The sequence below is a fragment of the Kribbella speibonae genome (genome assembly GCF_004331375.1).
Classification (GTDB): domain Bacteria; phylum Actinomycetota; class Actinomycetes; order Propionibacteriales; family Kribbellaceae; genus Kribbella; species Kribbella sindirgiensis.
Genome location: NZ_SJKC01000002.1, coordinates 1045890 through 1064919 on the forward strand (window position 1 = coordinate 1045890; position 19030 = coordinate 1064919).

At 68.0% G+C, this 19030-nt stretch carries 21 protein-coding genes, 1 other RNA gene and 1 pseudogene; 11 read left to right on the forward strand and 12 right to left on the reverse strand.

What is annotated here, in order from left to right:
* The first annotated feature begins 35 nt into the window (after positions 1-35).
* Positions 36-533, forward strand: coding sequence for an NUDIX hydrolase (locus tag E0H92_RS18260; RefSeq protein ID WP_131497030.1), 498 nt, complete (start codon positions 36-38; stop codon positions 531-533).
* A gap of 2 nt (positions 534-535) precedes the next feature.
* Here the strand turns inward: E0H92_RS18260 and E0H92_RS44185 are convergent, their stop codons facing one another.
* Positions 536-712 (reverse strand): hypothetical protein, encoded by a 177-nt coding sequence (locus E0H92_RS44185; RefSeq protein WP_165547150.1) that lies wholly within the window; start codon positions 710-712, stop codon positions 536-538.
* 63 nt (positions 713-775) lie between these two features.
* On the reverse strand, positions 776-1522 hold the full coding sequence (locus E0H92_RS18265) for a helical backbone metal receptor (protein WP_131497031.1): 747 nt from the start codon (positions 1520-1522) through the stop codon (positions 776-778).
* 295 nt (positions 1523-1817) lie between these two features.
* Between E0H92_RS18265 and E0H92_RS18270 the strand changes: the two genes are divergently transcribed.
* The gene (locus E0H92_RS18270) at positions 1818-2444 is read left to right on the forward strand and encodes a histone H1-like repetitive region-containing protein (protein ID WP_131497032.1); all 627 of its coding nucleotides are present in this window, start codon (positions 1818-1820) and stop codon (positions 2442-2444) included.
* A gap of 85 nt (positions 2445-2529) precedes the next feature.
* On the opposite strand, the gene E0H92_RS18275 is transcribed toward E0H92_RS18270, so the two are convergent.
* Entirely contained in the window at positions 2530-2718 is a 189-nt protein-coding gene (locus tag E0H92_RS18275; protein WP_131289296.1) for a hypothetical protein, read from the reverse strand.
* Between the two features lie 55 nt (positions 2719-2773).
* On the opposite strand from E0H92_RS18275, the gene map reads away from it, so the two are divergent.
* Positions 2774-3622 carry a type I methionyl aminopeptidase gene (gene map / locus E0H92_RS18280; RefSeq protein ID WP_131497033.1) on the forward strand — a complete coding sequence of 283 codons (849 nt, stop codon included), beginning with the start codon at positions 2774-2776 and terminating at the stop codon, positions 3620-3622.
* The gene (locus E0H92_RS18285; RefSeq protein ID WP_131497034.1) at positions 3619-4002 is read left to right on the forward strand and encodes a GNAT family N-acetyltransferase; all 384 of its coding nucleotides are present in this window, start codon (positions 3619-3621) and stop codon (positions 4000-4002) included. Before map ends, E0H92_RS18285 begins: the two co-directional genes overlap by 4 nt.
* On the opposite strand, the gene E0H92_RS18290 is transcribed toward E0H92_RS18285, so the two are convergent.
* Both E0H92_RS18290 and E0H92_RS18295 read right to left on the reverse strand, forming a co-directional pair.
* Complete coding sequence (locus E0H92_RS18290; protein WP_131462452.1) at positions 3990-4445, reverse strand: GNAT family N-acetyltransferase; 456 nt, start codon at positions 4443-4445, stop codon at positions 3990-3992. The genes E0H92_RS18285 and E0H92_RS18290 overlap by 13 nt on opposite strands.
* Positions 4442-5941 carry a S10 family peptidase gene (locus E0H92_RS18295; RefSeq protein WP_131497035.1) on the reverse strand — a complete coding sequence of 500 codons (1500 nt, stop codon included), beginning with the start codon at positions 5939-5941 and terminating at the stop codon, positions 4442-4444. Before E0H92_RS18295 ends, E0H92_RS18290 begins: the two co-directional genes overlap by 4 nt.
* A gap of 43 nt (positions 5942-5984) precedes the next feature.
* Here E0H92_RS18295 and E0H92_RS18300 point away from each other — a divergent pair, with 43 nt between their 5' ends.
* The 4 genes and pseudogenes from E0H92_RS18300 (at position 5985) to E0H92_RS18315 (ending at position 8945) form a co-directional block, all read left to right on the forward strand.
* Positions 5985-6353 (forward strand): DUF952 domain-containing protein, encoded by a 369-nt coding sequence (locus E0H92_RS18300; RefSeq protein WP_131497036.1) that lies wholly within the window; start codon positions 5985-5987, stop codon positions 6351-6353.
* 10 nt (positions 6354-6363) lie between these two features.
* Positions 6364-6762: RNase P RNA component class A (gene rnpB, locus E0H92_RS18305), an RNA gene on the forward strand.
* Positions 6763-6819: 57 nt separating this feature from the next.
* Positions 6820-7092 (forward strand): annotated as a pseudogene (locus E0H92_RS18310) (phosphotransferase-like protein); the annotation flags it as partial.
* A 248-nt stretch (positions 7093-7340) separates the two neighbouring features.
* Positions 7341-8945 (forward strand): TROVE domain-containing protein, encoded by a 1605-nt coding sequence (locus E0H92_RS18315; protein ID WP_131497038.1) that lies wholly within the window; start codon positions 7341-7343, stop codon positions 8943-8945.
* Between the two features lie 39 nt (positions 8946-8984).
* Here E0H92_RS18315 and E0H92_RS18320 read toward each other — a convergent pair whose 3' ends face one another.
* Positions 8985-9716, reverse strand: a complete 732-nt coding sequence (locus tag E0H92_RS18320) for a DUF899 domain-containing protein (protein WP_131497039.1) — start codon at positions 9714-9716, stop codon at positions 8985-8987.
* A 96-nt stretch (positions 9717-9812) separates the two neighbouring features.
* On the opposite strand from E0H92_RS18320, the gene E0H92_RS18325 reads away from it, so the two are divergent.
* Together E0H92_RS18325 and E0H92_RS18330 are read left to right on the forward strand one after the other, a co-directional pair.
* Positions 9813-10187 carry a hypothetical protein gene (locus tag E0H92_RS18325; protein ID WP_131497040.1) on the forward strand — a complete coding sequence of 125 codons (375 nt, stop codon included), beginning with the start codon at positions 9813-9815 and terminating at the stop codon, positions 10185-10187.
* Between the two features lie 199 nt (positions 10188-10386).
* Positions 10387-11448 carry an alpha/beta hydrolase gene (locus tag E0H92_RS18330; RefSeq protein ID WP_165549825.1) on the forward strand — a complete coding sequence of 354 codons (1062 nt, stop codon included), beginning with the start codon at positions 10387-10389 and terminating at the stop codon, positions 11446-11448.
* Here the strand turns inward: E0H92_RS18330 and E0H92_RS18335 are convergent.
* Positions 11445-11930, reverse strand: coding sequence for a GNAT family N-acetyltransferase (locus E0H92_RS18335; protein WP_131497042.1), 486 nt, complete (start codon positions 11928-11930; stop codon positions 11445-11447). The two genes, E0H92_RS18330 and E0H92_RS18335, sit on opposite strands and share 4 nt — an antisense overlap.
* A 51-nt stretch (positions 11931-11981) precedes the next feature.
* Between E0H92_RS18335 and E0H92_RS18340 the strand changes: the two genes are divergently transcribed.
* Positions 11982-12536: a TetR/AcrR family transcriptional regulator gene (locus E0H92_RS18340; protein ID WP_131497043.1), complete on the forward strand. Its 555-nt coding sequence runs from the start codon at positions 11982-11984 to the stop codon at positions 12534-12536.
* On the opposite strand, the gene E0H92_RS18345 is transcribed toward E0H92_RS18340, so the two are convergent.
* The 5 genes from E0H92_RS18345 to E0H92_RS18365 all read right to left on the reverse strand — a co-directional run bounded on the left by E0H92_RS18345 (position 12525) and on the right by E0H92_RS18365 (position 18934).
* Complete coding sequence (locus tag E0H92_RS18345; protein WP_131462443.1) at positions 12525-13958, reverse strand: RNB domain-containing ribonuclease; 1434 nt, start codon at positions 13956-13958, stop codon at positions 12525-12527. The two genes, E0H92_RS18340 and E0H92_RS18345, sit on opposite strands and share 12 nt — an antisense overlap.
* A 175-nt stretch (positions 13959-14133) precedes the next feature.
* Complete coding sequence (locus E0H92_RS18350) at positions 14134-15252, reverse strand: bifunctional RNase H/acid phosphatase (protein WP_131497044.1); 1119 nt, start codon at positions 15250-15252, stop codon at positions 14134-14136.
* Entirely contained in the window at positions 15249-16007 is a 759-nt protein-coding gene (locus E0H92_RS18355) for a zinc ribbon domain-containing protein (protein ID WP_238173482.1), read from the reverse strand. Before E0H92_RS18355 ends, E0H92_RS18350 begins: the two co-directional genes overlap by 4 nt.
* Positions 16008-16023: 16 nt before the next feature.
* A complete protein-coding gene (locus E0H92_RS18360) occupies positions 16024-17151 on the reverse strand; it encodes a Nif3-like dinuclear metal center hexameric protein (RefSeq protein ID WP_238152736.1) in 1128 nt (375 codons plus the stop codon).
* Between the two features lie 154 nt (positions 17152-17305).
* Positions 17306-18934: a glycoside hydrolase family 13 protein gene (locus E0H92_RS18365; RefSeq protein ID WP_238152735.1), complete on the reverse strand. Its 1629-nt coding sequence runs from the start codon at positions 18932-18934 to the stop codon at positions 17306-17308.
* Positions 18935-19030 lie beyond the last annotated feature (96 nt).

Below are 19030 nucleotides of genomic sequence, written 5' to 3' on the forward strand. Positions count from 1 at the left end.
CGCGGAACACGCACTGTCCTCTAGCGTTTTGTGGTGTGAGCGAATCCCAGTTGCCACCACCAGGAACGGTCCGGCACCGTACGACGGCCCGCGTGCTGCCGGTGCGTCCGGACGGCAAGGTGCTGCTGCTGCACGGCTGGGATCCGCTGAAACCGCAGACGCCGTACTGGTTCACGATCGGCGGCGGCGTCGAATCCGGTGAGACGGTCGCGGAAGCGGCCGGCCGCGAACTGCGCGAGGAGGTCGGCATCGTGCTGCCGATCGACGCGCTCGGCACACCGGTCGCGACGAACACGATCGAGTTCGAGTGGGGCGGCTGCCGGATCGTCCAGCACCAGACGTTCTTCGCGGTCGCGGTCGACAGGGTCGACGTGACGTTCGCGAACCAGGAGGAGCTGGAGCTGCAGACCATCAGCGCGCACGGCTGGTGGTACGGCGACGATCTCGAGGCGACCGGTCAGGCCGCGCACGCCACCATCCCCGGAATGCTCCGGCGCGCGGCGGACGTGATCACATTGCGCCGCGCCTCCTGAGGTCAGCGCTGGCGGGCTTCTTTGAGGACCTTCTTCGGGACCTTCTTGTCCACGTCGTAGTGCCGACGATCGAGCCGCTCGGCGCAGCCTGCCTTGGACAGGCGCAGCAGGACAACCGGGCACTTCTTGCACCTCGGCTTGTCCTTGCAGCACTTTTTCTTCGCGGTCATCGACGGCACGCGGTGAGCGTAGGTGAGGCATACCTAACCCGTCTAGACGTCAGGCGGTGATCGTGGCGGAGGTCACGAAAGCTGTCCGCTCAGCAGTTCGCGGGCTTCCACGAGTGACGGTCCGTACCAGGTCAGATGCCGTCCTGACACACAGCGCGCGGGTTGCGTGAACGCCTCCGGGCCGTCGCCGGGAGAAAACGGATAAGGCTCGTCGGGCAGCACCACGAGGTCGTAGTTGGGTAACGCGTCCGGATCGATCCGCGGATAACGTTCACTGGAATCGACCAGAACGTTGTCGATGCCGATCCTCGACAACAGATCACCCGCGAACGTGTCCCGCCCGAGTGCCATCCACGGCCGTCGCCAGATCGGTATCACGGCCCGCCGGCGCATTCCGTCGTACGGCGTACTCCACACGTCTCGCGCATCGCGCAACCACTGCGGTTCGCCGCCGATGATCGCGGACAGCATGCGACCGAGTGAGTCGAGTGATTCGGGCACCGTCGTCGGCGCCGTCACCCAGACCGCGATTCCACTCGACCGCAACGCGTCGAGATCGGCCGCGCGATTCTCTTCGGCGTTCGCGACGACGACGTCAGGTGCGAGTTCGCGGATGCGCTCGAGATCGGGATTCTTGGTGCCGCGAAGACGGACGACGTCGAGGTCCGCGGGATGCGTGCACCAGTCGGTCGCACCAACGATTTCGGCCGGATGCGTGACCGCGATCGACTCCGTCAACGACGGCACGATGCTCACCACGCGACGCACCTCGGCGGGTAGTTCGACGACGTTGCGCAGGTCGTCGTACGCACTGTTCATCTGCTCGCTGCACCTCACGTTCGCAGGACGTTGCCGAGGACAACACTCGCCGATCGGGACGTTTGACGGCCGGATTGTGCGCGTGTCGCCAAGAAAATATTCTGCCAATCCGGCATGCTCGGGGCGCGGCGGAATCCCTTCTGCACAAGGATTTTCGGCATTTACGCGCACACACGCCGCCAGTTCTCCTTAACCTGCGGACGTTTCCGGTGCTTTACGTAGCGCACAAGTGTTGTCATCATCATGACGACGAGGAATCCACCGTGGTTTTCCTCAGCCGCACCAAGGAGGCAGAGTGCCAGCCAAGAAGGCAGCCGCAGGGAAGGCGACAGCCAAAAAGGCTTCTCCCGCCAAGAAGACTGTCGCGAAGAAGACCAGCGCCGCGAAGACGACCACCGCGCGCAAGGTCAGCGCAGCAAAGAAGACAGCGACGAAGAAGGTGAGTGCGGCCAAGAAGACCGCCGCCAAGAAGACGGTGGCGAAGAAGGCGCCGGCCCGGAAGACCACCGCCAAGAAGGCCCCCGCGAAGAAGGTCGCGGCCAAGAAGGCTCCGGCGAAGAAGGTCACGGCCCGGAAGACCGTCGCGAAGAAGGCGCCGGCGAAGCGCGCGACCGCCGCCAAGAAGACGACGGCAGCGCGGAAGACGACGGCCAAGAAGACGGTCGCGAAGAAGACCGTCGCCAAGAAGGCGCCGGCGAAGAAGGTCGCGGCGAAGAAGGCTCCGGCCAAGAAGGTCGCCGCCAAGAAGGCGCCGGCCCGCAAGGTCGCCGCCAAGAAGGCTCCCGCGAAGCGCGTCGCCGCGAAGAAGGCGCCGGCCCGCACCGCCGCGAAGAAGTCCGCGGTGAAGAAGACGGCTGCGAAGAAGGCACCGGCGCGCAAGGCACCGGCCCGGAAGACCGCGGCCAAGCGAGTAGCCCGCTGACCTCGGTCAGCACCAGTAGTCAGTACATGTCGAGGGGCACCACCGGATCGGTGGTGCCCCTCGGCACGTCATCTGGAAGTCGACCTCAGTCGTCGTTCCACTTCGGGTCGTTGTCCCAGTCCTCGTTGCGTTCCTGGGCCTTCTCCAGGGCGCGGGCGGCCTCCTCGGGTGAGCTGTACGGCCCCAGCCGGTCGCCCGACTTCGCACCCTGGTACGGCTCGACCTTCCCGGTCTTGGTGTTGTAGTACCACTCGTTGCTGTGATCGTCGCTCATCTGGATGACCACCTCCTGGGAGTCTTGTTGCAGCTCTCTCTAGAATGATCTCACCATGTCGATCCTTACCTCTGGCGTCATTTCGCCGCGCCGCGACGTACCCGCTTCCATTCCGCGTCCGGAGTACGTCGACAAGCCGGCGCCGACGCCGTACGACGGGTCCTATGTGACGTCGCCCGAGCTGGTCGCCAAGATGCGGGTCGCGAGCAAACTCGCCGCGCAGGCGTTACAGGCGGTCGGCGCTGCGGCGAAGCCGGGGGTGACCACGGACGAGCTGGACGCGGTCGGCCACGAGTACCTGGTGGAGCGCGGTGCGTACCCGTCGACGCTCGGCTACCGCGGTTACCCGAAGTCGCTGTGCACCTCGGTGAACGAGGTGATCTGCCACGGCATCCCCGACGACCGTCCGCTCGAGAACGGCGACATCGTCAACGTCGACATCACGGCGTACCTGGACGGCGTGCACGGCGACACCAACGCGACGTTCCTGGTCGGCGACGTCGACGAGGAGAGCCGGCTGCTCGTCGAGCGCACCCTCGAGGCGCTGAACCGCGGCATCAAGGCGGTCAAGCCCGGTCGTCAGGTGAGCATCATCGGCCGCGTGATCGAGTCGTACGCGAAGCGGTTCGGGTACGGCGTGGTCCGCGACTTCACCGGCCATGGCATCTCGACGTCGTTCCACTCCGGCCTGATCATCCCGCACTACGACGACGAACGCTTCGACGACGTGATCGAGCCCGGCATGACCTTCACGATCGAGCCGATGCTGACCCTCGGCACCTACGAGTACGACCTCTGGGACGACGGCTGGACCGCCACCACCAAAGACAAGTCCCGCACCGCCCAGTTCGAACACACCCTGGTAGTCACCAACACCGGCGCCGAAGTACTAACCCTCCCGTGACCCTCACGCAGTACGAGGAAACCCACCTACCGGGCATCCTCGCGATCTGCGAAGCCGAGAACTGGCCGAGCCTGCCAGCCGACCCGTCGCGCGCGCACGCCGTCTTCACCGCCCCCGGTGTGACAACGGTCGTCGCACTCGACGGCGAACAGGTCGTCGGCTTCGCCTACCTGCAGAGCGACGGCCACATCCAGGCGCACCTGTCACAAATGGCCGTCCACCGGTCGTACCGCCGCAAGGGCATCGGCCGCGCCCTCCTCGAGTACGCCGCCCCTCTGACCGGCGCCCAACGCGTAGACCTGGTCACCGACACCGCCGAGGACTTCTACCGGGCCTTCGAACACCGCACGTTCAACGGCTTCCGCATCTACCCTTCCTGAAAGCCGAGCGATCGGTAGAGCGTGACGGCGGGGGTGTTCTTCTCGTCGGCGCGGAGGGCGATGGCGGTGTTTGCGCACTCGCTCAGGAGGAGCTTGGCGATGCCTTGGCGGCGATGGGATCGGGCGGTGAACAGCTCGATGATGAACGGGCAGTCCGGGGTGTCCGGCCAGGGTGCGCGCTCCACCACGAGGAGGGCGCCGACGAGTTGGTCGCCGTTCCAGGCGAGGCGGCTCAGGTGCGGCGCGAGTACGCCGTACCCGCCTGCGAACGTGAGTTCGATGTCCTCGAGTGCTTCGCGTTCAGTTGCGGCGGCGACGCCCGCGTCGTACGCCTCGAAGTACAGCTTGCCGAGTGCCACCGCGTCCTCGACCGCAGGCGGGCGCAGTACGACGCCTGGGACTGCCGGTGTCTGTACTGCGTCTGCCTGGCGGATGAGGATCATCGGTTGGAGGATGCGGCGATGAACGCGCCTAGGTCGGTGGATTGTTGGATTCGGGAGTCGTTGTGGATGTACATCATGTGGCCGGCTGGGTAGTACTTGGTTTCGATGTTGGTGGTTAGTTCGGCGGGGATCTGGAGGCGGGCGAGGGTGTGTTCGGTGGCGAAGTACGGGGTCGCGCCGTCGTAGTGGCCGGAGGCGACGTGGACCTTCAGGTGCGGGTTGACGCGCATCGCCTCGGCGAGCTTCGACGCGACCGAGATCTGCTCGCCCTCGAACTCCTTGAACGACCAGTTCTTCGCGGCGTCCATGTTGATGACCTCGTACGGCAGGTCGTTCTCGTAGCCGAGCTCGACCCGCACGTAGTGGTTGAGCGCCGCGGAGTACGGCCCGGTGATCGCGTTCATCGACGGGTCGCGATCCGGAGTCTCTGAGCCGTAGTCCGGGTTCCATCCGGTGAAGCGACCGTCGAGACGACCGACCGTCTGACGGCGGGACCGCAACAGCTCACCGAAGAACCGCATGTGCTCGATCCGCAGGTTCACGCGATCGATGTAGTCCTCGCTGAGACCCGTCAGCGCCGCCAGCCGGCTGACCACCTCGGCGCGGTAGTCCGCCGGGATTCGGTTGCCCTGGGCAAGCGCATTCGGATACCGGCCGGCCGCGAACCGCTCCGCGTCCGCGAGCACCTCCTCGAGCGACCGGTCCGGAATCATCCCGTGATAGTGCGCGATGGCGGCGTACGACGGGAGGAACAACGTGTACGGCAGGTCGTTGCCCGGTGTGAAGTCGAGGGTCCCGAACTCCAGCACCACCGAGATCAGCATGACGCCGTTTAGGTACATCCCGTACCGCTGCTGCAGATGCGCGGCGAGCCCGGCGGCGCGCGTCGTACCGTACGACTCGCCGGCCAGGAACTTCGGTGACATCCAGCGCCCGTTGCGCGACGTCCACAGCCGGATCACCTCACCAACCGACTCCAGGTCGCGCGTGAACCCGTGGTACTCCCCCGGCTTCTCGCCCTCCGCGGCCCGCGAGAACCCGGTCGACACCGGGTCGATGAACACCACGTCGCTGTACTTCAGCAACGTCTCGGCGTTGTCGACGATCGAGTACGGCGGGGGCGCGAGCTCACCCACGTCCCCGGAGACCACGCGCCGCGGGCCGAGCAGACCGAGGTGCAGCCAGATACTCGACGATCCCGGGCCGCCGTTGAACGCGAACGTGACCGGCCGCTCCCCAGCATCCGCGTCGTCCAGCGTGTACGCGGTGAGGAACACCTCGGCCTTCGGCTTCAGACCGTCGAACTTGCCGTCGGTGAACACCTCCTCGCGGAGCACGATCCGTCCGGTGGTCGCCGTGTACCGCAGCTCCTGCCCGTCGACCGTCAGCGTGTGCTGCGTCGTCACCAGGTCGTCGACCGGCGTCGCGGGCTTGCTCTCCGACTTCGACTCCGGCTTGGTCTCGGTCTCGGGGTCGGTGCGCTCCTCGTTGGCCATGTCGAGCACCTTAATCCACGGCCGCAACGGCTAGCGTTGGGTTATGGCGACGATTTTGCACATCGCGTTCGTGGACCAGTGGGAGGCCGCGCGGGGAGCCGGGAGCTACCGGTGGTCGACCCGCGGCAAGAGCCTCGACGACGGCGCGACGTTCATCCACGCATCCCGCCCCGACCAGGTCGCGATGGTCGCGAACTTCGCGTACGACGACGTGACCGAGCCACTGTGCCTGCTGGTGATCGACACCGCGCGCCTGGTGTCCGCGCTGTGCGACGAGGACCTGGACGGGGCTGGGATGAGTTTCCCGCACATCTACGGGCCGCTGAACCTGGACGCGGTGGTCGACGTACGCCCGTACGACCGGGGTCCCGACGGCCTGTGGCCCGAGGTGACCGCCGAGGCCGTATCCTGATCGTACGGAACGGGTCGGTCGGGCGATCGCGTCGTCCTTTGCAGAGGGCGCCGAGGAAAGTCCGGACTCCACAGGGCAGCGTGGTGGGTAACGCCCACCCGGGGTAACCCGCGGGACAGTGCCACAGAGAACAGACCGCCAGCGGCTCCGATGAACCCCGTGGTTCATAGGAGTGCGGGTGAGGGTGAAACGGTGGTGTAAGAGACCACCAGCTCCGCAGGTGACTGCGGAGGCTAGGTAAACCCCACGTGGAGCAAGGCCAAGAAGGGCGGTGGGAAACCACCACCCGCGCGAGCGTCCGAGGGCGGCCCGCCCGAGCTCGCGGGTAGGCCGCTAGAGGTGTCCGGCAACGGCCACCGTAGATGGATGATCGCCACCACAGAATCCGGCTTACAGACCGACCCGTTCCCCCGCCCGACCCGAGAGGTACGAACATGCCCGGACGCCTGATCGGCCTGATAGGCACCTCGAGCGCCGGAAAGTCGAGCACCGCGCGGCCGGGGAGCGGTTGCTGAGTGGGATGCGGGCGGCCGTGGTGGCGCTGCTCGACGCCGGCAACAACGTCATCCTCGACGAGATGCCGGTCGACGACACGATCATGACCGCATGGCGGAAAGCCCTCGCCGGGTACGACGTACGGTGGGTCGCCTTGCAGGCTCCACTCCAGGTGATCGAGGCACGCGAGCTCCAACGCCGCCACCATCGCCACGCTCTGATCGCTCGGGCGCCTGGCGGATAGTTGCCTGGGGCTACGAGTTGTTAAATGCTTGGCAGGGCGGGCGTCTTGGGCCGTACAGTTGATGAGAGACAGGCCTGGGTGGGCCGGAGTTGATCGGTTATCACCTTTTCAGTGGAGTGTCGCAGGTTCGAGTCCTGCCGTTGGGTGTGAGCCCGGCGTAGCTCAGATGGCTAGAGCATCTTCCGGTCGGCGCACCACGTCCGCCCAGGCCTGTTTGTCATGCCCGAAAACGACAGGAGAGAAAGGACATGTCCACAGATCCGCTGGCTCTGATCAGCACCCGGCAGACGCGACAGGACGAGCAGGCCGACCCGCGGCAGCGGAAGAACCGCGCCGGCGGCTACACGTTCGTCCAGGACGATGTCGCCCGGCTGCACCGGTTCCTGACGCTCGGCACGACCGGCGGCACGTACTACGCCTCCGAACGCGACCTGACGCAGGAGAACGCCGGACTGGTCGTAGAGCTCGCGCGGACGCAGGCAGCCGACGTCGTGGCCGCCGTACTGGACATCTCCCTTGCCGGACGCGCACCGAAGCAGGACCCTGCTCTGTTCGCTCTCGCGGCCGCAGCCAAGCTCGGCGACGAGGACGGTCGCCGCGCCGCGCTGGCCGCCGTACCGCTCGTGGCGCGTACAGGTACCCACCTGTTCCGCTTCGCCGGCTACCTGGAGCAGTTCGGCGGCTGGGGCCGCGGTACGCGACGGGCGATCGGCAACTGGTACGTCGACCCCGACCGCAGCGCCGACTCGGTCGCGTACCAGGTGCTCAAGTACCGTCAGCGCAACGGCTGGTCGCACGCCGACCTGCTGCGGCTGTCGCACCCGAAGACGACGGAGCCGGTACGGCGGGAGCTGTTCGACTGGATCCACGGACGGCCGGCGGACCTGTCCGGACTGCCGCTGCTGGGTGCGTTCGAGCGGATCCAAGGCGCGACCGACGTGACCGAGGTCGCCGATGTCATCGCGCTCAACCGGGGACTGTCGTGGGAGATGATTCCCGACCGGTTCCTGACCGAGCCGAACGTCTGGGAGGCCCTGCTCGCGAACGGTCTTCCGCAGACCGCGCTGCTGCGGCAGCTCCCCCGCCTGACTCGGCTGGGGCTGCTCGAGCCGCTCGGTTCCTGGACGCGGATCGTCGCGGACCAGCTCACCGACGCCGCCCGCCTGCGGAAGGCCCGGGTGCACCCGGTCAACGTACTCGTTGCCCAGCGCACCTATTCCGCGGGCCGCGGCGCCCGGGGCGCGAGTGAGTGGACGCCGTCGCAGCCGATCGTGGACGCGCTCGACGCCGCGTTCTACCTGGCGTACGACGCGGTCGAGCCAACCGGGAAGCGGCTGCTGCTCGCGCTGGACGTGTCCGGGTCGATGACGTCGCCGGTGTCAGGGCTGCCGATCACGTGCCGCGAGGCGTCGGCAGCGCTCGCACTCGTCACGGCCGCGACGGAGTCGTCGTACGAGATCGTCGGCTTCACGAGCAAGGGCGGCTTTCGGAACACGGCGCTGACCCGACTGCCGATCTCGCCGCGGCAGCGGCTGGACAGTGCGATCCGGGCGGTGTCGGAGCTGCCGTTCGGTGGGACGGACTGCTCGCTGCCGATGCAGTACGCGCGGCGACGGAAGCTGTCGGTCGACACGTTCCTCGTTTACACCGACAACGAGACCTGGCACGGGGACATCCACCCGCACCAGGCCCTCCAGCAGTACCGTCGGGAAACGGGGATCGAGGCTCGTCTCGTCGTGGTCGCGATGACCGCGAACGGCAGCACGATCGCCGATCCGTCGGATCCGGGGATGCTGGACGTGTCCGGTTTCGACAGCGCGGTTCCGGGGCTGATCAGCGACTTCGCTCGCTGACGTGAGGGGCAGCAGTCACAGGACTGCTGCCCCTCCGGCTCAGTGGCAGTGGTCCTGATGGGACGGGACCGCGCGGTCGGCGGGTTTCTCCCAGGGTTCTTGGCGGCCGAGGGCGGTGAGGTCCAGGGCGGTGACGGTGAAGGTCATCGCGTCCGGGCCTCGGCCGTACGTCGAGTAGGTGTGGTAGATCTGCTCGTCGACGCGCAGGAAGCAGCTCAGGCCGTGGAGGTCGAAGGGTTGCTGCGTCTGGGTGTGCTCGTTGTTCGGCCGCGCGTCCCACTCGGGCTTGGTGCGGTAGTTGTACTCGAACGGTACGACGGACTCGTCCAGCGTCACGTGGTAGTCGTAGTTGAAGTCGCTCCCGTACGACGAGTACCACGGGTACTCCCAGCCGCGGGCCGCCTGGTACGCCGTGAGCTTCTCGTACGGCGCTCGCGAGACCAGCGCGAACGTGGTGTTCGCCGCGTTGAGCAGCCGCGTCGACCCGATGTCGTCGACGAAACCCGTGCAGTTCGGGCAGCCGGCGTCCCACTCCGGCTGGAACATGAAGTGGTACACGACCAGCTGATCCCGCCCTTCGAAGAGCTCCAGCAACCCCGCGCGACCCCCGGCGCCCTCGAACGAGTACGCCTTGTCAACCAGCACCATCGGCAACTCCCGCCGCCGAGTGTTCAGCGCATCCCGCTCCTTGGTGAACGCCTTCTCCGCCTCCAGCAACTCCCGCCGCGCCCGCTCCCACTCCACCCGCGACACCACATCCGGCAAACCCATAACCACTCCTCCCTCAACCAACAAATCACCCGAAACGTCGGAGCCACCCTCCGGACTTCGACATCGCCCGACCAAGAACGCCGTACCATCGAGAACGTGGCTGCCGACTCGCTGCACCTGCCGCACCTGACCGTCCAGCAACGCCCGGCGAAGAACATGGCGGCACGGCGTGAAGGACTTCTCGCCGTGGACGAGACGACCAACTGCGTCGTCCTCCTCGACAACAACCGCATGATCGAGATCGCCTGGCCGCCGGGGTGCGCGATGGGTGTGCGCGACGGCGTACCTGCTGTGCTCGATCCGAACGGGGAGTTGGTTGGCCGGCTTGGCGACAACGTGGTGCTGGGCGGCGGGCACGTGTCGCCCGAGGCCGCGCACGTCACCTCGCGGACCGGCCGTACGCGCGTGTTCGCGATCGCCGGCACCCGGGGACTTCCGACCTGGGCCCGCCCGTCCGCCGAGTCGTGGTGATTGGTTGGGTGGCTGGTTCGCGAGTCGTGGAGAGTGGTCGGGTTTCAGGGCCGATTCTCACGACTCGGCGGTTGTAGGGCGGGGTGTTGGACGGGCGGGGTGAGAAAGTGGGGGCATGAGGCGGCGAGTGCGGACTGGGGTCGTGTTTGTGCTTCTGGTTGTGCTTGTGGGTGGGGCTGGGTATGTGGGGTGGGTGTTGGTGCAGCGGTCGGAGCCGGTGTCGTTGCCGGAGACGACGGGGAGTTTTCAGGTGGGGCGGCGGACGTACGAATGGACCGATACGCCGCGCCGTGACCCGTTCGTCGACGGTCCGCGGCGGCTTGCTGTCTGGCTCTGGTATCCGGTGGCCAAGGAGACCACCGGCCGGCGTGTGCAGTACGCGCCGGGTGAGTGGAACGGGCTGCACCTCAAGGCCCCGATCTCCGTGTTCCAAGGACCGTTCGACACTCTCCAGGACCGTGCGCTGGACCGCGTCGCCGTCGCGCCCGGGCGGTTCCCGGTCGTCGTACTGATGCCCGGCATGGGCCTGTCGGCGCCGATGTACGCCGCCCTCGCGGAGGATCTCGCCAGTCACGGATACCTGGTCGCGGGCGTCACGCCGACGTACAGCGCGAACCTCACCGTTCTCGGCGGGCAGACCGTCGAGAGCAAACCCGACGCGAACCCGCCGAACCTCGGCGACAGCACCGAGGGCTCGCGGCAGGTCGGCGATCATCTGGTCGGGACCTGGGCCGCCGACGCGCGGTTCGCGGCCGGCATGGTCGTCAAGGAACTCCCGAACTCGGTCGAGTCCACGGTCGGCGCGTCGTACGTCGGCCATTCGTTCGGCGGCGCGGCGTCTCTCGAGGCCTGCCGGCTGGACGCACGGTGTGCGGCCGCGGTCGACCTCGACGGGATCCAGTTCGGTGACGTCGTGACGAAGGGCGTGAAGGCGCCGATCATGTTGCTCGGCGCCGACGACTCCTGTATCACCAGCGTCTGCGGCCCGGACGCGAAGAACGACCACGACCGGGACCGCGCCCTCTCGTTGCTCAAGGCAAGCACTGGCGCGTCGTGGTGCGCCACGGTCCCGGGCACGCGGCACTTCAACTTCACCGACTACGGCACCTACTACCTGGCGTACCCGCTGCGCACGTTCCTGCCACTCGGCAGCGTCGCCCCGCGACACGCGCTGACCGTCACGAACGGCTACGTCAACGCGTTCCTCTCACACGCGATCTACAAGACCGCGGCCCCCGGCGCACCGGTCTGCAAGTCCTAGAGATCCAGCTCGTACGTCTGACCGACGAGGTTGTCGCCCCACATCTCGTGGACTTCGGAACCGGTGAGACGGAACCCGCGCGCCAGGTAGATGTGCCGCGCCGCGACCAGCGGATCGTTCGTCCACAGCACCATCCGCTTGTAGCCGACGGTCCGGGCGAACGCCAGACACGTGTCGACCAGCTCGCCGCCGAGCCGTAGACCGCGAGCAGCCGGCGTGACGAGCAGCAGCCGCAGCTGGGCGGTGGTCTCGTCCGGCCCGCGCACGCAGAAGATGCTGCCGGCCCGTTCCCCGTCCACCTCGGCGATCCACGCGGCCTCGCGCTCGTCGTCATGGTCGGACGCGTACGCCGACACGATCTGCGCGATCAACGTCTCGTACGCCGGCCCCCAGCCGTACTCCGCCGCATAGATCTCCGCGTGCGACTGCACGACCCAGCCGAGGTCTCCAGGCTGTCCCAGCTTCCTGATCAGTTTCTCCATCAACCTACCCGATCTACTGACACGACCGTTTCAGTAAGCCATACTAGCCGGGTGCCGACCACCAAGGAAGCCCCGTCCGCCCGCGAACAAGAACTGCTCGAGCGCGCGTACGCCTACTCGCTCACCCACGGGCTCGCCGACCTCTCGCTGCGCCCGCTGGCGACCGCGATCGGCTCGAGCCCGCGCGTGCTGCTGTTCCTGTTCGGCAGCAAGGACGGCCTGATCCGCGCCCTGCTCGCCCGCGGCCGCGCCGACCAGCTCGAACTCCTCCGTCAGACCGAGCAGCGGTACGACGAACCGCCCGGCCTGACCGTGATCGCCCGGGAACTGTGGACCTGGCTCGCCGCCCCGGAACGCCGGCCGCTGATGACGTTCTGGGTCGAGGCGTACGGGCGCTCGCTCGTCGCGCCGGAGGGCCCGTGGTCGGATTTCGCCCGCTCGACCGTCGACGACTGGCTCGAACTACTCAAGACCAGCGGACCCGAAGAGACCGAGGCACGACGTACCGCCGTACTGGCGATGCTCCGCGGTGCCCTGCTCGACCTGCTCGCGACCGGCGACCTGAAGCGAACCACCGCCGCGGTCGAGGACTACTTAGCCGACTAGTTCGAAGGCGACCGTGCGCTTGGCGATGTCGGCCTCGACGAGCTTCACCCGGACCTGCTGACCGAGTGGGAGCGCGGCACCGGTGACTCGGCCCTCGATCGCGAACTTGGTCAGCGCGACGATGCCGCGGGTGTTCTCCTTGTCGTCGACGTCGGTGATCACGCCGTCGAACTCGGCACCGACCTGGTCCGCGACCAGGCCCGCCTCGACCATGCTGACGATCGACCGCTCGTACGCGTGCGCCCGCCGGTCGGCGTCGTCCATGATCTTCGGGATCTCGTCCATCGATTCGCGTACCCAGGCCGGCACGTCGACGCCCGCCGACAGCGCGACGCAGATCTCCCCCGCCCAGCGGTCCACCAGCCGGCGCAGCGGCGCGGTGACATGCGCGTACTCCGCCTTCATCGCGGCATGCTGCGGCGATGAAGGCACCGTCCCGTCGAACGCCGTGTATCCGGCGCCGCGGAACAGCACCGTGCACGCCGCGAGCATCGCCGCGTGCGCCGGCACCTTCGGGTCGAGCCCGTGGATGAATTCGGCGTACGTCGCCTCGTCGGCCCAGACGATCCCCAGCGCCTTGGCCGTGTTGCCGAGTTTGCGCCGCAGGTCGTCGTGCGACTCGGGCAGGGTGCGCAGGATGCCGATCTTGCCCTTCGTCATCAGCTGCGCGGCCGCCATCCCCGTGAGCAGCGAGATCTGCGCGTTCCAGCCCTCGACCGGCAGCGGCGCCCGGAACTCCAGGCCCCAGCCGTGGTTGGAGGTGACGATCTCCTGATCCGGGATCGGGAGGTTGACGCCGCCGCGTTCCAGTTCACGCTGCTCGCGGAGCTTCCCGACCTCGCGCAGCAGCTGCAACGACTCCGACGCCGTACCCGCGTCCAGATCCTTCTGTACGCCGGCATAGTTGAGCTTAGCGCGCGACTTCACCAAGGCCCGCTCGCACGTGACGCCCGTCATTTCGCCGGTCGCGTCGACGGTGATCGTCCACAGCAGGGCGGGACGTACCTGGTCGGGCAGCAACGACGCCGCGCCCTCGGACAGCTCCGGCGGGTGCAGCGGGGTGCGCTTGTCCGGGGCGTACAGCGTCTCGCCCCGGCGCCGGGCCTCGGCGTCGATCGGATCGCCGGACTGGACGAACGCGGCCACGTCGGCGATCGCGTAATACACAGTGAACCCGTCGCCGGTCCGCTCGATGTGCAACGCCTGGTCCAGGTCCATCGAGTCCGGCGGGTCGATCGTCACGAACTCGAGGTCGGTCCGATCGAGTTCCGGTAACCGCGCGTTCTGGGCAGCCGTCAGCGCCGCGGCCGTCACCTCGGGCGGGAACTCCGCGGGCACCTCCTGCTCCCGGCGGATGTCCTGCAACGATGCCCGGAAGACCTCCGGAACGGCCTCGGCGAAACGAACCCTCTGCAGCGGCATGGGGTCAGACTAGGGCATGCCTCCCACTCTCACGCCGTCGCGAGGAGGTGCTCGGTGCGGTGCATCGGCGTGCGGGGGCGAAGGTCTCGATGCGGAGCATCGTGGCCTTTGCACCCGTGCGGCGAGGTGCCGTGCCGAGTGCCCCGCAGTAGGCGTGAGAGTGGGAGGCATGCCCTCACGATGGCTGCACGTTGAAGGAGCGCAAGGACGCGAGACCGTCGGCATACCAGTGGATCTCGGTCAGGGTTGCCGGGCGCAACTCCATCCGGAACAGCGCGGACATCGGGGCCTGGAGCACCGACCGGACCATCAGCTTGATCGGCGTCACGTGGGTGACCACGACGACCGTCTTGCCCGGGTACCGCGTCAGCAGACCGTCGCGCGCCGAGCGGGCTCGCCGGGCGCACGTGTCGAACGATTCACCGCCGGGAGGTGCGACCGCGGTCGACTCCAGCCAGGCGTTCATCGCGTCCGGCCACTTCTGCTGGATCTCCGCGAACGTGTGCCCGTCCCAGTCGCCGAACGCGACCTCTCGCCAGTTCTCGTCCACGATCGGGTCGAGCCCGAGCTTGTCCGCAACCGCCGCCGCGGTCTCCTGGGTACGGCGCATCGGCGACACGACCAGGGCGTCGACTCCGCCGATCCGCGACAGATACTCGGCGGCCGCCAACGCCTGCGCGCGGCCGGTGTCGCTCAGCCCCGGGTTGTCGCCACCGGATCCGGAGAACCGCTTCTCCACGGTGTGCGGCGTCTCGCCGTGCCGCAGGAAGATCAGCTGCGTCGGCGGCTCGGCCTGCGGACCCCAGCCCTGCAACGCCTTCGCGAGATCCGACGGGTCCTTCGCCAGAGCCGGTGCCGCCACCGGGTCACCTGGCGTCAGCGGGATGTCCACGCCGTCGAGCGCATTGTTCGCGAGCGCGTCGGCGGCCGAGTTCTGCGCCCGCGGCACCCAGGTCCACTCGGTCCCGAACGGCGCCAGCCCCTGCGCCTTGATCGCCAGCGGCTGCAGGTCCGGGTGCTTGATCTTCCAGCGGCCGGCCATCTGCTCGATGACCAGCTTGGAGTCCATCCGGACCTCGATCGACGCATTCGGTGCGTACTCCGCGGCGAGCTCGAGCCCCGCGACGAGACCGGAGTACTCCGCGACGTTGTTCGTCGCGATCCCGAGCGTGCGGCCCTGCTGCGCGATCACCTTCCGCGTCACCGGGTCGCGCACCAAAGCGCCGTACGCCGCCGGTCCAGGATTACCGCGCGATCCACCATCAGCCTCGACGATGACGTGGTCGTAGGTCATGCGGCGCTCTCCGACGTCCGTACCAGGATCCGTCCGCACTCTTCACAGCGCAGTACGGCGTCCGGTGCGGCAGCCTTGATCGTGTTCAGGTCCGACGGTGCGAGCTCCATCCGGCAGCCCATGCAGCGCTTGCCGACGAGCGGTGCGGCGCCGATCCCGCCGTTGTGCTCCCGCAGCCGCTGGTACTGCGCGAGCAGCTGCTCCGGCAGCTCGGCCGCGACCGTGGAGCGCTTGTCACCGAGCTCGGCGCGCTGCTCGTCGAGCTCCTTGAGCGCGGCGTCACGGGTGGTCTCCAGCTCCGACTGCCGGCCGGCGAACGCCTCGGCCCGGGTGCGCAGATCGGTCTGCACCGCCTCCGCGGCCTCGAGCTTCTCCATCACCTCGAGCTCGGCGTCCTCGAGGTCGGAGATCCGCCGGTCGAGCGAACCGATCTCGTGCTGCAGGTTCTCCAGGTCGCGCGGCGACGTGACCTGACCGGAGTCGATCCGCTGCTGGTTGCGCGCCTTGCGCTGCCGGACCTGCTCGACATCGCTGTCGGCCTTCTTCTGCTCACGCTGCAGGTCGCTGACCTCGGTGTCGGCGGTGACCAGTTCGCGGTCGACCACGGACTTCTCGGCGGTCAGCTCCTTGAGCGCCTGATGCTCGGGCAACGACGCGCGCTTGTGCGCGACCTGATCCAGCTGCAGGTCGAGATCCTGCAGGTCCAGCAATCGGCGTTGGACGGCGGGCTCGGCGTTCAGAGTCGGCTCCTTCAAATTCGTGGCGGCGCGCTCAGATTCGCAGGGTCCATGCGTCCGTGCAGAGCGTTGAGATGTGAGTGTCTACGGTACTGCCTCGGGCCGCCAGTCCTTCCTGCAGGAGGCGACCGGCATCGGACAGCCACGGCCACTCGCTGGCCCAGTGCGCCACGTCGACCAGCGCCGGATCGCCGTACGCACGGGCCTCGGTAGCGGGATGGTGCCGCAGGTCGGCGGTCAGATAGGCGTCGACGCCGGCCGCGCGGACCCGGTCGAACTCCGAGTCCCCCGCTCCGCCGACCACCGCGACGGTCTCGATCGTCCGGTCGAGATCCCCGGACACCCGGACACCGTGCTCGGTCCGCGGCAGGCGCTCCGCGACGAGCCGCGCGAATTCGGCCAGCGGCAGCGGCTCCGCGAGTACGCCGACCCGCCCGCCGCCGCGCTCACTCGGCAGGGCGGCCACCTCATAGATGTCGTACGCCGGTTCCTCGTACGAATGCGCCGCGACCAAAGCCTCGACGACCGCGCGGCGCTTGCGGCGCGGCAGCAGCATCTCGATCCGGTTCTCCGGCACGACCTCGATGTCCCCGACGGACCCGATCGTGGGGTTCGCGCCGGCGAGCGGCCGGAAGGTTCCCTCGCCGGCGCCGCTCCACGCGGCCCGCTCGTAGTCGCCGATCTGTCCGGCACCGGCCTTCGCCAGCGCGTCAAGCATCGGCTGGGTCTCCGCGACCGGGACGAACACGACGACCTTGTCCATCGGCTCGGCCGGCATCGCCTTCAGCGGCCGGGTGTCGCGCAGCCCGATCGCGGCGGCGAGCGCGTCGCTGACGCCCGGGTTCGCGTTGTCGGCGTTGGTGTGGCAGACGTGCAACGCGACACCGGCGCGGATCAGATCGTGGATCACGCGGCCCTTCGGCGTACTCGCGGCCACGCTGTTCACGCCGCGCAGCAGCAACGGGTGATGCGTGACGAGCAGATCGAACCCGCCGTCGATCGCCTCGTCGATCACGCCCCGCATCGGATCGACGGCGAACAGGACCCGCCGTACCTCCTGCTCCGGATCGCCGGTCACCAGACCGACCGCGTCCCAGGATTCCGCCCAGGCCGGGTCGTAGAGCCGGTCGAGAACCGCGATCACGTCCGCAAGCGTCGTCACGCGCTTATCCTGACATTCCCGCAGTTTGGCCCGCAGGTGGGACGGATCGTGACGGGGGCAACCGCCCGGTGCCCCCGCCACGTCCATCAACGCCCCGGCCACAGGGGGGAGGGCCGTCTGCAGACGGCTAGACCGGAGCGGGTCTTGGGTAGTACTAGATCAGCCAGGCAGTCGTGGCGCTGGGGAGCTTGTCGCCTTCGAGTGGGCCGCTGGACAGCACGACCGCCGCGTCGGGCAGTTCGACCGGTGCCGCACCGAAGTTCGTGACGCTCTGCCAGCCGCCCGAGCGGACGAAGTGCAGAACGTCGTCGGTGTTGTCGATCCAGGTGAGCGAGCTGCCGGTGCGCAGCCCACGCCGTACGGCGAGAGCCTTGCGGTACAGGCTCAGCGTCGACTCGACGTCGTCCTGCTGCGCCTCGACGGAGTACGCACCGAACCACTTCGGCTGCAGCAGGTGCGACCCGCCCGTACCGAAGCCGAACGACAGGCCGCCGACAGTCCACGGCAGCGGCACGCGGCAGCCGTCACGGCCCTTCTCCGCACCCTTCGAGCGGAAGTACGCCGGATCCTGCAGGTTCGCGGCCGGCAGCTCGCCGACCTCCTGCAGACCGAGCTCTTCGCCCTGGTACAGGTACGCCGAACCCGGCAACGCCAGCATCAGCAGGGTCGCGGCGCGAGCCCGGCGCAGACCGAGCGCGACGTCGACGGTCGGCTCGGTGCCGTTGCTCAGCAGCCAGTCCTTACCGTCCTGCCAGCCGCCCTTCGGGTTCTTCGGCAGGCCGTAGCGGGTGGCGTGCCGGACGACGTCGTGGTTCGAGAACACCCACGTCGACGACGAGCCGTTCTCCGCCGCCAGCGCGAGGTTCTCCTCGATCACCTGGCGGAACTTCTCGTACTCGAAGTCGGCCTGCAGCAGGTCGAAGTTGAACGCCTGCCCGAGGCCGTCGGCACTCGCGTACCGGGCCCGGCGAGCAGCCGGTACGAACGCCTCGGCGACCGCCGACCGGGGCGGGTCGTAGGTGTTCAGCAGCTTGCGCCAGTCCTTGTAGATCTCGTGCACGCCATCCTGGTCCCAGAGCGGGTGCTGACCGTTCGACTCCGACTGCCGGGGCAGTGTGGCCTTCGCCGGGAACGGCTCGGACAGGTCCTTCACGAGCGCGTGCGCGACATCGACGCGGAAGCCGTCGACGCCACGGTCCGACCAGAACTTCAGGGTGTCCAGGAAGTCCGCGCGGACCTCTGGGTGCTGCCAGTTCAGGTCCGGCTGCTCGGCCGCGAACATGTGCAGGTACCACTGGCCGTCGTCGGTCTGCGCCCAGGCGGAGCCGCCGAACACCGAGTCCCAATCCGACGGCGGCTGGTTGCCTTCCCCGTCGCGGAAGATGTACCGGTCCCGGGCCGGGTGACCCTTTGCGGCCTCGAGCGCCTCGACGAACCACTCGTGCCGGTCGGACGTGTGGTTCGGGACGATGTCGACGATCAGCTTGATGTTCTCCGCGTGCAGCGCCGCGATCAGCTCGTCGAAGTCCTCCAGGGTCCCGAGCCGCGGGTCGACGTTGCGGTAGTCGTCCACGTCGTACCCGCCGTCGGCCAGCGCGGACGGGTAGAAGGGACTCAGCCAGACCGCGTCGATGCCCAGCGCCACCAGGTACGGGACTCGACTGATGATGCCGGGCAGGTCGCCGACACCGTCGCCGTTGGCATCGGCGAAGCTGCGCGGATAGATCTGGTAGACGACGGCCTGCCGCCACCAGTCGGGGTCGGTGGACTGCGGAGTGGTCACTGATGCCTCACACGGAAGTCTGTTGGTAACCCGGCGTTTATATATAGGCTCTAAATTTAGAATCTGCATGTATTCTGCGGTCGGTACGACGACGAG